The organism is Martinezella rhizogenes (assembly GCF_007002745.1).
In the GTDB taxonomy this organism is placed as follows: Bacteria; Pseudomonadota; Alphaproteobacteria; order Rhizobiales; family Rhizobiaceae; genus Agrobacterium; species Agrobacterium cucumeris.
Genome location: NZ_SGNY01000002.1, coordinates 1 through 14,440, shown reverse-complemented (window position 1 = coordinate 14,440; position 14,440 = coordinate 1). Strand labels below are relative to the sequence as shown.

Genomic DNA, 14,440 nt, shown 5'->3' with positions numbered 1-14,440 from the left:
TTTACTCCGCTGCCAGAATGCCGGATTGGCCCGTCAGCAGCGCCTTGGTGGCCGCCGTCACATCATCCTTGCGCATCAGGCTTTCGCCGACGAGGAAGGTGCTGATGCCGCTTTTTTCGAGGCGCTGGCAATCCTCATAGGTGAAGATACCGCTTTCGCCGACCAGCAGCTTGTCGGCCGGTACGAGGCCCGCCAGCTTCTCGCTGGTTTCGAGACCGACTTCGAAGGTGCGCAGGTTGCGGTTGTTGATGCCGAGAAGCGGCGAGGCGAGCTTCAGGGCCCGTTCGGTTTCCTCTGCATCATGCACCTCGACCAGCACATCCATGCCGAGTGCGAAAGCCTCGTCTTCGAGGCGCTTGGCCTCGTCGTCAGAGAGCGATGCCATGATGAGGAGAATGCAGTCCGCGCCCCAGGCACGGGCCTCATGCACCTGATAGGTCTCGAACATGAAATCCTTGCGCAGAGCCGGCAGAGCGCAGGCATTGCGGGCGGCGGTCAGGAATTCCGGTGCGCCCTGAAAGCTCGGGCTGTCCGTCAGCACCGAAAGACAGGCGGCACCGCCCGCCTCATAGGCAGCAGCCAGCGCCGGCGGATCGAAATCCGGGCGGATGAGGCCTTTCGACGGGCTGGCCTTTTTGATCTCGGCGATCAGGCCGAACTTGCCTTCGGCCTGCTTTGCCCGGAGCGCCTTGTAGAAACCACGCGGCGCACTCTGGTCAGCGGCCATGGCCTTGAGATCGGCCAGCGAGGTCTTCGCCTTGGCAGCGGCGATTTCCTCGCGCTTGTAGATCTCGATCTTTTTCAGAATGTCGCTCATGGTCTCGCTTTCATTCCTGCTTGTGGTCGGCCTGCGCGGCATCGGCTTCATTGGAAACGGCGACCAGACGGTCGAGTGCTGCTGCCGCCGCACCGCTGTCGAGCGCTTCGCTGACGATCGTCATCGCCTGACCCAATGTTTCGGCCTTGCCGGCGATGACAAGGGCAGCCGCCGCGTTGCAGAGCGACACGTCACGATAGGCATTGCGCTTGCCCGACAGGACGTCGCGCAGGGCTGCCGCATTGGCAATACCGTCGCCGCCTTTCAGATCAGCCATCGCCGCAACGTCGACGCCGAAATCTTTCGGGGTCAGATCGAAAGTGCGGATCTTGCCATCTTCCAGCGCGGCGACATGGGTGACGCCTGTCGTGGTGACTTCATCCATACCATCGCCATGGACGACCCAGATGCTTTCCGAACCGAGATCGCGCAGCACTTCGGCAAGCGGCACCAGCCAGCGCGGCGAAAACACGCCGAGCAATTGGCGCTTTGCACCCGCCGGGTTGGAGAGCGGGCCGAGCAGGTTGAAAATCGTCCTTGTGCCGAGTTCGACCCGGCTCGGGCCGACATGGCGCATGGCGGAGTGGTGCATCTGCGCGAACATGAAGCCAAGTCCCGCCTCTGCGATGCAGCGGGCGATGAGATCGGGACCGATATCGAGCTTGACGCCAAGAGCGGACAAGGCATCCGCCGTGCCGGATTTGGAGCTCAGCGCCCGGTTGCCATGCTTGGCGACCGGCAGGCCCGTGCCGGCAACGATGATCGAAGCCAGTGTCGAGATATTATAGGTGCCGATGCCATCACCGCCGGTTCCGACGATATCGATGGCATTGGCGGGGGCCGAGACCGGCAGCATGCGGGCGCGCATGGAGGAAACGGCGCCGACGATTTCGTCGACCGTTTCGCCGCGCACGCGCAGCGCCATCAGGAAACCGCCGATCTGCGACGGGGTGGCTTCGCCCGACATCAGAATGTCGAAGGCCGTCCGCGCATCCTCGCGGTTCAGGCTTTCTCCGTTCGCGACCTTGGCGATCAGCGGCTTCAGTTCGGCCATGGTTTCCGCCCCCCGGTCAGAAGCCGACCATCGCCTGATCGGCGAGGGCCTGATTGATGGTCACACCATAGTCGTTCTGCAGACGGTTGACCATCTGGTCCAGCATATCGTCGCCGGCTGCACGGGCAATGGCGGTAAACTGCTGGTCGTCATTGGCAAGCGCGTCGGCAGGGGCGTTGGTGTCAACCGATGTGACCTTGAAGAGGATGCGGCTGGAACCATCGGCATCTGCCGCCGTGCCAACCACGCCTTCAGCGCCGGAGAAAACGGCGGCAATCGTCTGGCGGCCGAAAATCGCATCCTCGCTGGTGCGGCGCAGGCCGGATTTCTGCTCGACGGCAAGGCTGAGCTCGCCGGCAACAGCCTCGAGCGTTTCGCCCTTTTCAACGCGGGCCTTCAGTTCGTCGGCCTTGGCGGCCAGTGCTGTACGCTGCTGCTCGGACGTCCAGTCGGCCACGACATCGTCGCGGACTTCGGCAAGCGTGCGGTCACGGGCGGGGATGATCTGCTCGACATCGAACCAGATGTAACCTTCGCGGCCGAGATTGATCGGCAGGGCTTCGGTGCCGGGTTCGGTCTTGAAGACTTCCTGTGCCAGCTGCGGCGAGGGCAGGCCTTCGACCGTGTCACCCTTTTCATCGAGGCCAGCGGCATCGATGGCGGCAATGGTGACGGGCTTGAGGTTCAGCTGCTTTGCGGCATCGGCAAGCGACGAACCACCGGCGCGCAGATCCTCGTAACGGTCGTGCACATTGGTGACTTCTTCCGCCGCAGCGGCGGTGGCGAGATCCCTGCGGATATCTTCCCTGGCCTCATCCAGCGTGCGGGTGGTTTCCGGCTTGATGCCGGTGACGCGCAGGATGACCGGGCCGAAGGAGCCTTCAACGACGGCAGATACGCCGCCATCCTTCTGGATGCCGAAGGCCGCGTCGGCAATCGACGGATCAGGGATGGTATCCTTGGTGAATTCGCCAAGCGTCACGTCGGAAGCGGTCTTGCCCTGATCCTTCACCACCTGATCATAGGTGGTGTTGCCGAGGCGGATCTGTTCGGCGGCCGCGGCAGCCATTTCCTTGTCCGTAAAGGTCAGCTGTTCAACCGTACGGCGGCCGGCGGTGCGGAAGCTGTCCTTGTGGCTGTTGTAATAGGCGGCGATCTGCGCCTCGGTCACCGAGGACTGATCGGCAATGTCTGACGGTTCCAGCTTAACATAGGTGAACTTGCGGAATTCCGGGGCGCGATATTTCGTCTTGTTGGTTTCAAACCACGGGGTGAGCACGTCGTCGCCCGGTGCCTTGACCGGCGGGATGACGGCGTTGGAAAGAATGACGTAATCGACGGCGCGCTGCTCGTTGCGATACTGCTTCAGCGCATCCACCAGCACCTGCGGTGCGGTAAAGCCATCCGAGACGGCTTCGACAATCTGGCTTCTGACGGCAACCTTGCTGCGTTCCTTGATATAGTCGTCCTCGCGGAAGCCGGAATTGCGCAGGCGTTCGCTGAACAGGTTGCGGTCGAACTGGCCGTTGACCGACTTGAAGGCCGGGTCTTCGGCAATGAGCTTGGCAAGGCGATCTTCCGAAAGGCCGAGATTCATCTTGGATGCAAGCTCGTCAAGCGATGCCCCTGCCGCAAGCTGGCTGAAGACCTGCCGGTCGATGCCGAAGGCCTTGGCCTGTTCGGTCGTCAGCCTTGTGCCGAACTGGCGGCTGAGATCGGAAATCTGGCGCTGATAGGCGAGGCGGAATTCCTCCGGGCTGACCGTCTGGTCACCCACCGTCATGACGGCGTGGGAATTGGCGGTGACAAGCGATGCGGAGACGCCCCAGACGCCAAACGAAACAACAAGCAGGAGAAGCAGCAGCTTGGCTGCCAGGGTTCGAGAAGCATTTCTCAGGGAATCGAGCATCGTTATGCAAACCTCACAGGAACGTCATCGCGGTCGCCAGCCTTCCGGCCCGCAACGTATCGGCGTTCCTTAAATCAATCCAAACGGAAATTGAAGGGAATTTCCCTTGGAAAAACGGGGTTTTGAAAACGCTTATGTGATTGGAGCGACGTTTTTCCGCCTTCATCTTCGCCGCATCGCCTTAATGAGGCGCAAAATAAAACCGCCCGGAGCGCCCAGGCGGTTGCGAAGAATCGTTTTTGAACCGGCGGTTAAGGCCGTTCGCCGCACTCAGAAAGCGCGGTCGCGCCGGATCGTCGCCTTGAATTCCTCGTCTTCACGCCGCATCTCGGCGATGACGGAGATCATCGATGTCACGAACATTACGCTGATCAGGGCCAGAAGCATCGTCAGAAATGTGAACATGATATCGTCTCCGGTCGTTTCGAGGAAATTGGCCCCGTTATCAGTAATAATTCATATACTGGTAACGGGCGGTCAGCTGCGGATAGTCCGGTCCCTGGGCTTCAGGCTTCTGCTCATAAAGGCTAAACGTCGTTGCTACCATTGCGATAACCAGTACTGTCCAGGCGGTGCTGATGACGCTGATTTTCGCCGAAGTAGACTGTTTTTCTCTTACAAACATCTGTCCGTTCCTTTGGTTCTTTCTTAACGCGCCATGCCTCAACATGTTCCGCGTCAATCGTAAAAATCGATTAGCATCGCGCCTGTGAAACTTCCTTGAATGGCTTGTTCATCTGGCGTTCAGGAAACTGGCTAAGGGCGTCATTCGAGAAAAAGATACTCGGCAGCGAATGATGCGATGACCGAAAGGACGATCATGAAGGCCAGCATTTTCAATTCTCCGGATGCTTAACGGGTGAGGGGCGTTTCGGTTTCCCGATGTTGTGCATTTAAACAAAATAGCTCTGAAACCGCACTGAACGGCCCATTCATCGCGGGTTCACGGCACAGCTCCGGTTGTGCTGCGCGGTTATAATGTCTTGCGCCGCGTGGCTCTCCATGACAAAAGGCGGGCACATGATACCCAGCATCGAAGCGCGCCCACCATCTGAGAGCGATATGACGATTGCCTTTTATCCAGGATCATTCGATCCGATGACCAACGGACATCTGGATGTGCTTATCCAGGCGCTGAACGTGGCGTCGAAAGTCATCGTTGCCGTCGGCATTCATCCCGGAAAAGCGCCGCTGTTCAGCTTTGATGAGCGGGCGGCGCTGATAAAGCAGGCGCTTGCCGAACAGCTGCCCACCGAGGCGGCGCGTATGGAGGTCGTTTCCTTCGACAATCTGGTGGTGGATGCCGCCCGCCAGCACGGAGCGCGCCTTTTGCTGCGCGGCCTGCGCGATGGCACCGATCTCGACTATGAAATGCAGATGGCCGGCATGAACCGCCAGATGGCGCCTGATATCCAGACCGTGTTCCTGCCCGCTGGAACATCTTCGCGACCCATTACAGCCACATTGGTCCGGCAGATCGCCGCCATGGGCGGCAATGTCGATGCCTTCGTGCCGAAAGCCGTGCTTGAAGCCCTCAACGCCAAGCTGAAGCGCTGACTTCAGCCCCACATTCTGGAGCCAATCCGATGAAACTCGTTCGATTTGCCTTTGCCGGCGCCATGTTTGCAGGCGCGCTTGCCGCCAGCACCATTGCTTCCGCCGCCGAACTTCTCACTGTCCAGCTGAAGGACGGTCCCGTCGTCATCGAACTGATGCCGGAAGTCGCGCCCAAGCACGTGGCGCAGATCGAGGCACTGGCCAAGAAGGGCGCTTATGACAACGTCGCCTTCCACCGCGTCATCGACGGTTTCATGGCGCAGACCGGCGACGTGCAGTATGGCAACATGGAAAAAAGCTTCAACGCCCAGCGCGCCGGCACCGGCGGTTCTGACCTGCCGGATATTCCGGCTGAGTTCTCCAAGACGCCGTTCACGCGCGGTGTGGTCGGCATGGCCCGCTCGCAGGATCCGAATTCCGCCAACTCGCAGTTCTTCATCATGTTTGCCGATGGCCCGTTCCTGAACGGCCAGTACACCGTGGTCGGCAAGGTCGTATCCGGCATGGAAGCCGTGGACAAGATCAAGCGCGGCGCCGGCAGCAACGGCGAAGTTTCCAACCCCGACCGGATGATCAAGGTCACCGTCGGCAAGAAGTAAGGTAGGGCAATAGAGCCCGAACAGAGGAGAATAATCATGGCCGAGATCAAGGATCCGGAAAACACCATCATCATGGAAACGACGACCGGCAAGGTCGTGATCCAGCTGCTTCCGGAAGTTGCTCCGGGTCACGTCGCCCGTATCAAGGAACTGGTATCGGAAGGCGCTTATGATGGCGTCGTGTTCCACCGCGTCATCGAAGACTTCATGGCCCAGACGGGCGACGTGAAGTTCGGCAAGAAGGGTTCGGAAAGCTTCAACCCGGCACGCGCCGGCATGGGCGGCTCTGAAAAGGAAGACCTGAAGGCTGAATTTTCCGCCATTCCGCACGTTCGCGGCACCTGCTCGATGGCCCGTTCGCAGAGCCCGAACTCCGCCAACTCGCAGTTCTTCATCTGCTTCACCGATTCGCCCTGGCTGAACAAGCAGTACACCGTCTGGGGCCAGGTCATCGAAGGCATGGAAGCCATCGACAAGGTCAAGCGCGGCGAGCCGGTGAAGGATCCCGATTCGATCGTTTCCATGAAGCTTGCTTCGGCGGCTTGAGGTTAAAGAGTTTCTCCCGCCTTGCTGAACTGCAGGGCGGGCGGATGTTTTGCTGATGGAGTGTTCCTCGCACTCGACGTCATCCTCGGGCTTGACCCGAGGATCCATTCCCGCCAGCGTCATGGGTCCTCGGGTCAAGCCCGAGGATGACGTGGAGGGGAGGAAGCCCCTTCACCAACAACGACCCGCCGGCAGTTTGCTGCGAGGCGGGTTTTGATATTTTCGAGAGCCCTTGCAATGCGTGTAGACCTGTTCGATTTCGATCTGCCCGAGGAGAATATCGCCCTTCGCCCGGCGAACCCGCGCGATAGTGCGCGTCTGCTGGTGGTCGATCCGAATGAAAACCGCATGGAGGACCATCACGTCTTTAACCTGCCGTCTTTCCTGCGGCCCGGCGATGCGCTTGTCTTCAACGATACCCGCGTCATTCCCGCTCAGCTGGAAGGTGTCAGGCTGCGTGAAGGTGCGCCGGAGACGGCGGTTTCGGCCACGCTGCACATGCGTACCGATCAATCCCGCTGGAAGGCTTTTGCCCGCCCCGGCAAGCGCATCAAGGAAGGCGACCGCATCCGGTTTGGTTATGAGCGCGACAATGCCTGCGGCCTTGCCCATCTGGAGGCCACCGTCGAGGAAAAGGGCGAGGATGGCGAAATCACGCTGCTGTTCGATGTGTCCGGCCCTGTTCTGGACGAGGCGATTGCCTCGGTCGGCCATATTCCTTTGCCGCCTTATATCGCTGCCAAACGGCCGGAGGACCAGCAGGACCAGACCGACTACCAGACCATTTATGCCCGTGAAAAGGGCGCTGTCGCTGCCCCCACCGCCGGGCTGCATTTCACGCCTGACCTGTTCGAAGCACTGGACAAGGCCGGCATCGAGCGGCATTTCGTGACGCTTCACGTTGGGGCAGGCACTTTCCTTCCGGTAAAGTCCGACGATACCGACGATCACAAGATGCATTTCGAGATCGGCCATGTGTCGCAGGAAACCGCTGACCGGCTGAATGCGGTGAAGGCGCGGGGCGGGCGCATTATCTGCGTCGGCACCACTTCGCTGCGGCTCATCGAAAGTGCGGCCGACGAGAATGGTGTTATCCACCCATGGTCCGATGCCACCGGCATCTTCATCACGCCTGGTTACCGTTTCCGGGCCGTCGATATGCTCATGACCAATTTCCACCTGCCGAAATCGACGCTGTTCATGCTGGTTTCGGCTTTCTGCGGTCTCGAAACGATGCGTGACGCTTACAGGCGCGCCATCGAAACCGGATACCGTTTCTATTCCTATGGCGATTCCAGCCTGTTGTTCCGGAAAAACTGATGCACGACAAATTCACCTTCACCCTGAAAGCCACGAGCGGCGGCGCGCGCCTCGGCGAAGTCGCCATGCCACGCGGCGTCATCCGCACGCCCGCCTTCATGCCGGTCGGCACTGTTGGCACCGTCAAGGCCATGTATCTCGATCAGGTGCGCGAGCTGGGGGCCGATATCATTCTCGGCAATACCTATCACCTGATGCTGCGTCCCGGCCCGGAGCGTGTTGCGCGTCTTGGCGGTCTGCATGAGCTGATCCGCTGGCCGCATCCGATCCTCACCGACAGCGGCGGTTTTCAGGTCATGTCGCTTTCCGGTCTGCGCAAGCTCGACGAGAAGGGCGTGACCTTCAAGAGCCATGTGGACGGTTCGCTGCACCACATGTCGCCGGAGCGCTCGATCGAAATTCAGGGCATGCTCGATTCGGACATCCAGATGCAGCTCGATGAATGCATTGCGCTGCCGGCCGAGCGCAAGGAAATCGAGCGCGCCATGGAAATGTCGCTGCGCTGGGCGGAACGTTGCCGCGTCGCCTTCGGCGAGCAGCCCGGCAAGGCCATGTTCGGCATCGTGCAGGGCGGCGACCAGCCGGATCTGCGCATTCGTTCCGCCGAAGGGCTGAAGCAGCTTGATCTCAAGGGTTATGCCGTCGGCGGTCTTGCCGTCGGCGAACCGCAGGATGTGATGCTCGGCATGCTCGATATCACCCTGCCGGTGCTGCCCACCGAAAAGCCGCGTTACCTGATGGGCGTTGGTACGCCTGACGATATCCTGAAATCGGTGGCGCGTGGTATCGACATGTTCGACTGCGTGATGCCTACCCGCTCCGGCCGTCACGGGCTTGCCTTTACCCGTCGTGGCAGGGTCAATATCCGCAACGCCCGGCATGCCGAAGACATGCGTCCGCTCGACGAGCAGTCCAACTGCCCGGCCTCGCGCGATTATTCCCGCGCCTATCTGCATCATCTTACCCGCTCCAACGAGGCGCTGGGCGGCATGCTGCTCTCCTGGCACAATCTTGCCTATTATCAGGAGCTGATGCAGGGTATCCGCAAGTCGATCGAGGAAGGCCGTTTCGCCGATTTTTATGCGGAAACCATCGAAATGTGGGCGCGGGGCGATATAGACCCCATCTGACTCTTCCCGAGTTTTTCTCCTGTTTCGGACGCTTTCCTTGGCACATGCGCCTTACGTTCTTTTCCGGGATGACACGACCGGCACGGTGACAGCCTTCGCCGAGCCGGAAGAGATCATCGTCGCGGATGAGCCTGAGGCGTTTTTCGCCGCGCTCAAGCGCATGGAGGAACTGCGCCGGGCCGGTAAATATCTTGCCGGCTATATGTCCTACGAGGCGGGTTTCCTGTTCGAACCAAAGCTTGCGCCTTTTGCCGCCGAGCCTCGTAATGTACCGTTTCTGACCTTCGGCGTCTTTTCCGGCCCACAGCCGGATGCGGGGCGGTTTGCGCGCCCCGACGCGCTGTCGGATGCGGATGCGTTTCTTTCCGATCCCGTGCCGGCCTGGACGCTCCAAGAATACCAAAAGCGCTTTGCGCGCTTGCACGACCATCTGCGTCGTGGTGACTGTTACCAGGGCAATCTGACCATGCCCGTCACTGCCCGCTGGAGCGGCGATCCGCTCACTGCCTTCTGGTCGCTGATCGAGCGCCAGCCGGTGAAATACGGCGCGCTGGTCGATCTCGGCGGCCCGGTCATCCTGTCGCGCTCGCCGGAACTGTTTTTTTCGGTCGATGGCGAAGGTTTCATCGAAACCCATCCGATGAAGGGAACGACACCGCGCGGGGCGGACGCGGAGGAGGACCGGGCAATCATCGCGGCGATGCTGGCGGATGAAAAGACGCTGGCCGAAAACCGAATGATCGTCGATCTGCTGCGCAACGATATTTCCCGTATCACCGAGGTCGGCAGCCTTCATGTGCCGCGGCTGTTCGATATCGAGACTTATCCCACGGTGCACCAGATGGTCAGCCATGTCAGGGCGAAGCTTCTGCCTGATGTGACGGTGGAAGACATCTTCGCCGCGCTGTTTCCCTGCGGTTCCGTCACTGGTGCACCAAAAATGTGGGCGATGAAAATCCTGCGGGAGCTGGAAGCCGGCCCTCGCGACGCCTATTGCGGCGCGATCGGCTTCATGTCCCCTAACGGTGATATGCGGTTCTCAGTGACGATCCGCACCCTTAGCCTGTTCGATAACGGCCGCGCCGTCTTTAATGTCGGTGGCGGCATCGTCTTTGATTCCGATGCGGAAGCTGAATATGACGAGTGTCTGCTGAAATCGAAATTCGCGGTGGGGAACAGGTTGCTGCGGCGGTGATCAGCGTCCGATCACTTCAAATACACCATCTTCCACCAGCACTTCCTTCGCCACCGCGTGGCTGAGAAAACCCGCAGGGCTGGCGCTGGCGCCATAGGCGCCCGATTGCAGGATAGCGAGTAAGTCACCGGCCTTCAGTTTCGGCAGTGCTGTATTGCGGGCCAGTGTGTCGAGCGGTGTGCAAAGTGGACCGACGATGGTTGCGGTCTCGTCGTAATCTGCCTGCATCTTGGCGGGCGCGACGATGGGATAGTTGCGCTTGACGATCTGGCCAAGATTGCCCGAGGCCGCCAGATGGTGGTGCATGCCACCATCCGTCACCACGAAGGTGGTGCCGCGCGAGGTTTTCACCGAATTTACCTCCGCCACATAGATGCCGCCGGGGCCGGCGAGGAAGCGGCCGGGTTCGACGATGATATGGGCGTCGGTTATCAGCGGATGCGCTTTCACAAGCGCCTTGAGTTCGGGAATGGCGGCGCTGACCGTTGCAAGATCAAGCGGCATTTCCCCGGCGAAATAGGGGATGCCGAGGCCACCGCCGAGATCGATGGTTTCAAGCGGTCTGCCCAGCATTTGCGCCATGCGTGCGGCAAGGGAAATGGCGTGTCGCCATTGGGAGACAAGCATGTCGGCGTCGAGAATCTGCGTGCCGCCATAGATGTGCACGCCGACGAGATCAATATGTCTGGCATCCCTGAAAAGCCGCAGGACGTTTTCCAGCTCTTCCTCGTCGAAACCAAAAGCGGTGGCCTTGCCGCCCATACGCATGGCGCCGGCCTGCGCATCCGGCACGGGGTTGATGCGGATCGAGGCTTTGACCGGTTTACCGATCTCTTCGATGCGGGCGATTTCCTCGGCGCTTTCAATATGGATTTCGCCGATGCCGCCCTCGATCACCTCGCGCAATTCGGCCATGCCCTTGCCGGGGCCGGCGAAGATGATGTTCTCAGGTGCGATGCCGGCCTTGATGGCGGCGCGATATTCGCCGACGGAGGCGATTTCTGCACCCGCGCCCTGTTGCCGGAAGAGCGCGATAATGGCGGGCAGGGGATTGGCCTTTACCGAATAATAGATATCGGCAAAGCCCGAGAGCGCCGTTTCAAGGTTCCGATAGGCACGGCGCATGGCGCTGGCATCATAGAGGAAGCATGGCGTTCCGGTTTGGGCGACGATATCGCGCACCGCAAGCCCGCCGATGACAAGGTCATTGTCAGTGACCGCAAATTGCGCAGCCGCAAGGGCCGGGCCGTGGCTCTGGGTTTTATCCGTGGGCGACATTGTCCGTCCGTTCGCGCACCAGCGCGCGGTAATCCACCTTGCCATTGGCGGTGACCGGCAGCCGGTCGACCAGTTCGATGGCGCGCGGGATCATGAAGGGAGCGAGCATTTCGGCGGCTTTCTTAAGGGCTGCCGAAACGTCGATATTTTCATTGGCGGCGGTTGCCACGGCATGCACCCTTTCACCGGCAAAGGGGTCCGGCAGACCAATGACGGCGACCTGCTGGAACAGCCCTGTCGACATCAGGCTTTCCTCCACCTCTGTCGGGCTGATGCGATAGCCTGACGATTTGATCATCGCATCGTTGCGGGCAACGAAGCTGAAGAAACCGTCCTCATCTTCCACCGCCAGATCACCGGAATAACAGACGGTTTCGCCGCCCAGCGCCGCTGGAGTGAAAGGATGAGGGCGCAGCACTTTTGCCGTGTCTTCCGGCCGGTTCCAGTAGCCCAGCGATACGGTCGGGCCGCGGTGGACGAGAATGCCTGGCTCGCCCGGTTTTGCCCGTTGTCCCTTGTCGGTGACGATGAAGATTTCGCATTCCGGAATGGCCTTGCCGATGGAGGTCGGGCGGCTGTCGATTTCTTCCGGTGGCAGGAAGGTGGAGCGGAAAGCCTCGGTCAGACCATACATCAGGTAGATTTTCGTATCCGGCAGCTTTTCGCGCAGCGCTTTTACGGTTTCCTGCGGCACACGCCCGCCGGAATTGGTGATGTAGCGCAGATGCGGCAGTGGCGTCTTTGCGAGCGACGGGGCCGCTCTGGTCAGGATCGCCCAGACGGTCGGCACGCCGGCGAGACCCGTCACGGCATGGTCGCGCAGATCGCGGACGATATCGTCGCCCAGCCGGAAGGTGGAGATGATCGTGGTCGCGCCCTGTTCCACAGCCGTCAGCAGCTGGTTCAGGCCGTAGTCAAAGCTGAAGGGCAGGAGGGAAAGAATGCGGTCGCTTGCGGTAATTTCGAGATAGGTCCGCACGATGCGCGCGCCGGCCAGAAGATTGCGGTGCGACAGCATCACGCCCTTCGGCGAGCCGGTGGAGCCGGAGGTATAGAGGATCGCCGCGAGGTCCTCGCCGATTGCCGCCGAAGGGCGGGCAGGTGCGTTTGTGCTGCTCTCGATATCTTCCGCCAGCAATAGGCTCACATCCGGCAGGCCTTCCAGCGCTGCGCCGAGTTCTTCCTGCATTGCCCTGCTGCTGATGACTATTTTCGCGCCGCAATCCGTGATGATATGGCGGATCTGCTGTGATTTCAGCAGCGCGTTGACCGGCACAAAAACACAGGATGCCATGCTGACGCCGAAGATCGACCAGCATTCCTCGATGCCGCGCGGCAGGAAAATGACGACGCGGTCACCGCGCTCTGCGCCGGCCTGCTGCAGGGCTGCCGCGCAGCGGTTCGCCGCCTGCGCGAATTCCCGATAGGTCAGGGCTATATCTTTATGGACAAGGGCCTGATCGTCGCTTGCCGCCTGGGCGGTGAGCAGGTGATGCAGCAGGAAATGGGGTGTCATTTCCTTCGTTCCCTGAGGACGAAGGCGATGAGATCGGCGGGTGTGCCGAGATTGTCAGGCGTGAAATGCTCGTCATCGAGAACGATGCCAAAAGTCTCGCCGAGGAAGATCATCAATTCCAGAAAACCGAGCGAATCGATCACGCCGCCTTCGAGAAGCAATGTATCGTCGGTAAAAGGTGCATAGGCGGGAAAACGGTTCGAGAGATAGGAGTAGATGGTATCAGCAACGTTGGTTTCGCTTTTCTTTGCGGCAAGCATGCTTGTTCTCCGATGTCCCGTTTGTTCCCCATAAAACCTGCCCGGAATGACGCTTTATCTATAAAGGTCGAGAACCTGTCAGGTCAGCTATGGTTCAGTAAAATACCTAGGGTGGCAATAACACCAACTCTGAGTATGTTTCGTTAATAAAATGTGGGTTCCATGCGCCTTTTACTTGTATAGGTGCGAATTTATGTGCGGCAAACCCGCCGGCATTGCGCTCACCATCAAGTGCCGACATGGTCAGGGCAAGCCTGCCTCGGCCAAGAAGATGACGGGCGATTGCGGAAATATGCCTTTGCGCTACCTCTCGGTCCTCGCAATAAATCAGCCGGGCGGAGGGCAGCTTCTTGGTCGTGGTTTTCAAGAATACCAGCGGATGGTGATGGCCATCCGCCTGCATTATGGCGACGATGCAGCCGAGCCGCAGGTGATCTTCGAGCATCTCGCGCATTGCGGCCGGCAGGGTATCGGCCGACACGGCGGCAAGTGGGCTGAGCCGCGCGCCCGAGGGACGCAGAGCCTTGAGCGGCAGTGGATAAAAAAGCGTGTGTTCCGTCACCGTATGAAAACCGAGCCGCTCGTTCAGCTTGCAGGCTTCGGGAGACGGGGTGAGGTCGGTAAACAGCTCTTCCTCGGACGAGGAGGCCATTTGCAGCATGCGCGGTGCGAACCACCGGCATGAAGGCTCGACATACCAGCTGGACAGGTTGGCGACGATCCTGCCGGTTTCGGGCAGGCGGCTTTTGATCGTCAACAGAACGCCCTCCGCGTTCTCACCCTTCATCAGCAATTGCCCGATCGGACCAAGTTCCCGACGCGCATGGTGGTCGCTGATAAGCGCCAGCCCGCGGGACCAGAAGACCTCGCTTTTTTCGGGGAAACCTTTCGCCAAAAGGGCAACGGCGGCGGCGCGGTTTCCGTTGTCAATCGGTACGATTTTCAGGGGTCGCTCTCCGCAATCTGGCGTTAACTGGCCGGGGAAAGAGATTTTTCAACTTCGCCGCGTAGTACTGGCTTACGACGATAGATTTACTGTCCCGTTAATCGCCTGGGCTGCAAGGCGGCGGAGCCGATCACGTTTGCATGAAAGCAGGCGCGCCAAACGCGCCCGCCTCCTGTCATTGGCGGATCAATAGACCACGACGCCGCGTATGCTCTCACCCTTGTGCATCAGCTCGAAGCCCTTGTTGATGTCTTCGAGCGGCATCACGTGTGTGATCATCGGATCGATCTGGATCTTGCCTTCCATGTACCAG

15 protein-coding genes and 1 pseudogene are annotated in these 14,440 nt (G+C 60.0%); 6 read left to right on the top strand and 10 right to left on the bottom strand.

Annotated elements, in window-relative coordinates; translation table 11 throughout:
• Position 1 precedes the first annotated feature (1 nt).
• The 5 genes from trpC to EXN68_RS05550 all read right to left on the bottom strand — a co-directional run bounded on the left by trpC (position 2) and on the right by EXN68_RS05550 (position 4,405).
• Complete coding sequence (gene trpC, locus EXN68_RS05570) at positions 2–817, bottom strand: indole-3-glycerol phosphate synthase TrpC (RefSeq protein WP_142839999.1); 816 nt, start codon at positions 815–817, stop codon at positions 2–4.
• Positions 818–827: 10 nt separating this feature from the next.
• Complete coding sequence (gene trpD / locus EXN68_RS05565; RefSeq protein WP_142839998.1) at positions 828–1,871, bottom strand: anthranilate phosphoribosyltransferase; 1,044 nt, start codon at positions 1,869–1,871, stop codon at positions 828–830.
• A 16-nt stretch (positions 1,872–1,887) separates the two neighbouring features.
• Entirely contained in the window at positions 1,888–3,780 is a 1,893-nt protein-coding gene (locus tag EXN68_RS05560; protein ID WP_142839997.1) for a peptidyl-prolyl cis-trans isomerase, read from the bottom strand.
• A 270-nt stretch (positions 3,781–4,050) separates the two neighbouring features.
• Positions 4,051–4,185 (bottom strand): hypothetical protein, encoded by a 135-nt coding sequence (locus tag EXN68_RS28065; protein ID WP_256367998.1) that lies wholly within the window; start codon positions 4,183–4,185, stop codon positions 4,051–4,053.
• Between the two features lie 40 nt (positions 4,186–4,225).
• Positions 4,226–4,405: a hypothetical protein gene (locus tag EXN68_RS05550; protein WP_046798466.1), complete on the bottom strand. Its 180-nt coding sequence runs from the start codon at positions 4,403–4,405 to the stop codon at positions 4,226–4,228.
• A 437-nt stretch (positions 4,406–4,842) separates the two neighbouring features.
• Here EXN68_RS05550 and coaD point away from each other — a divergent pair, with 437 nt between their 5' ends.
• The 6 genes from coaD to EXN68_RS05515 all read left to right on the top strand — a co-directional run bounded on the left by coaD (position 4,843) and on the right by EXN68_RS05515 (position 10,127).
• Complete coding sequence (coaD, locus tag EXN68_RS05540; RefSeq protein ID WP_142839995.1) at positions 4,843–5,337, top strand: pantetheine-phosphate adenylyltransferase; 495 nt, start codon at positions 4,843–4,845, stop codon at positions 5,335–5,337.
• Between the two features lie 29 nt (positions 5,338–5,366).
• Positions 5,367–5,936 (top strand): peptidylprolyl isomerase, encoded by a 570-nt coding sequence (locus tag EXN68_RS05535; protein ID WP_142839994.1) that lies wholly within the window; start codon positions 5,367–5,369, stop codon positions 5,934–5,936.
• Positions 5,937–5,972: 36 nt separating this feature from the next.
• Positions 5,973–6,482 (top strand): peptidylprolyl isomerase, encoded by a 510-nt coding sequence (locus EXN68_RS05530; RefSeq protein WP_065115822.1) that lies wholly within the window; start codon positions 5,973–5,975, stop codon positions 6,480–6,482.
• A gap of 237 nt (positions 6,483–6,719) precedes the next feature.
• Complete coding sequence (queA, locus tag EXN68_RS05525) at positions 6,720–7,802, top strand: tRNA preQ1(34) S-adenosylmethionine ribosyltransferase-isomerase QueA (protein WP_142839993.1); 1,083 nt, start codon at positions 6,720–6,722, stop codon at positions 7,800–7,802.
• A complete protein-coding gene (gene tgt / locus EXN68_RS05520; protein WP_003515541.1) occupies positions 7,802–8,932 on the top strand; it encodes a tRNA guanosine(34) transglycosylase Tgt in 1,131 nt (376 codons plus the stop codon). The genes queA and tgt overlap by 1 nt, the downstream gene beginning before the upstream one ends.
• A 37-nt stretch (positions 8,933–8,969) precedes the next feature.
• On the top strand, positions 8,970–10,127 hold the full coding sequence (locus EXN68_RS05515) for an aminodeoxychorismate synthase component I (protein WP_142839992.1): 1,158 nt from the start codon (positions 8,970–8,972) through the stop codon (positions 10,125–10,127).
• On the opposite strand, the gene EXN68_RS05510 is transcribed toward EXN68_RS05515, so the two are convergent.
• The 5 genes and pseudogenes from EXN68_RS05510 to EXN68_RS05490 form a co-directional block, all read right to left on the bottom strand.
• Positions 10,128–11,405, bottom strand: a complete 1,278-nt coding sequence (locus EXN68_RS05510; RefSeq protein ID WP_161991220.1) for a type III PLP-dependent enzyme — start codon at positions 11,403–11,405, stop codon at positions 10,128–10,130.
• On the bottom strand, positions 11,389–12,921 hold the full coding sequence (locus tag EXN68_RS05505; RefSeq protein ID WP_142839991.1) for an AMP-binding protein: 1,533 nt from the start codon (positions 12,919–12,921) through the stop codon (positions 11,389–11,391). The genes EXN68_RS05510 and EXN68_RS05505 overlap by 17 nt, the downstream gene beginning before the upstream one ends.
• Positions 12,918–13,181 (bottom strand): acyl carrier protein, encoded by a 264-nt coding sequence (locus tag EXN68_RS05500; protein WP_142839990.1) that lies wholly within the window; start codon positions 13,179–13,181, stop codon positions 12,918–12,920. Before EXN68_RS05500 ends, EXN68_RS05505 begins: the two co-directional genes overlap by 4 nt.
• A gap of 106 nt (positions 13,182–13,287) precedes the next feature.
• Positions 13,288–14,028: a hypothetical protein gene (locus EXN68_RS05495; RefSeq protein ID WP_161991272.1), complete on the bottom strand. Its 741-nt coding sequence runs from the start codon at positions 14,026–14,028 to the stop codon at positions 13,288–13,290.
• 285 nt (positions 14,029–14,313) lie between these two features.
• A pseudogene (locus EXN68_RS05490) lies at positions 14,314–14,440 on the bottom strand (S-(hydroxymethyl)glutathione dehydrogenase); the annotation flags it as partial.

Excerpts from the sequence above, each read along its gene's own strand:
- EXN68_RS05510 (WP_161991220.1), bottom strand. The coding sequence starts at position 11,405 with ATGTCGCCCACGGATAAAACCCAGAGCCACGGCCCGGCCCTTGCGGCT.
- trpD (WP_142839998.1), bottom strand. The coding sequence starts at position 1,871 with ATGGCCGAACTGAAGCCGCTGATCGCCAAGGTCGCGAACGGAGAAAGC.
- EXN68_RS05560 (WP_142839997.1), bottom strand. The coding sequence starts at position 3,780 with ATGCTCGATTCCCTGAGAAATGCTTCTCGAACCCTGGCAGCCAAGCTG.
- tgt (WP_003515541.1), top strand. The coding sequence starts at position 7,802 with ATGCACGACAAATTCACCTTCACCCTGAAAGCCACGAGCGGCGGCGCG.
- trpC (WP_142839999.1), bottom strand. The coding sequence starts at position 817 with ATGAGCGACATTCTGAAAAAGATCGAGATCTACAAGCGCGAGGAAATC.
- EXN68_RS05530 (WP_065115822.1), top strand. The coding sequence starts at position 5,973 with ATGGCCGAGATCAAGGATCCGGAAAACACCATCATCATGGAAACGACG.
- EXN68_RS05505 (WP_142839991.1), bottom strand. The coding sequence starts at position 12,921 with ATGACACCCCATTTCCTGCTGCATCACCTGCTCACCGCCCAGGCGGCA.
- EXN68_RS28065 (WP_256367998.1), bottom strand. The coding sequence starts at position 4,185 with ATGTTCACATTTCTGACGATGCTTCTGGCCCTGATCAGCGTAATGTTC.
- EXN68_RS05550 (WP_046798466.1), bottom strand. The coding sequence starts at position 4,405 with ATGTTTGTAAGAGAAAAACAGTCTACTTCGGCGAAAATCAGCGTCATC.
- EXN68_RS05500 (WP_142839990.1), bottom strand. The coding sequence starts at position 13,181 with ATGCTTGCCGCAAAGAAAAGCGAAACCAACGTTGCTGATACCATCTAC.
- coaD (WP_142839995.1), top strand. The coding sequence starts at position 4,843 with ATGACGATTGCCTTTTATCCAGGATCATTCGATCCGATGACCAACGGA.
- EXN68_RS05535 (WP_142839994.1), top strand. The coding sequence starts at position 5,367 with ATGAAACTCGTTCGATTTGCCTTTGCCGGCGCCATGTTTGCAGGCGCG.
- queA (WP_142839993.1), top strand. The coding sequence starts at position 6,720 with ATGCGTGTAGACCTGTTCGATTTCGATCTGCCCGAGGAGAATATCGCC.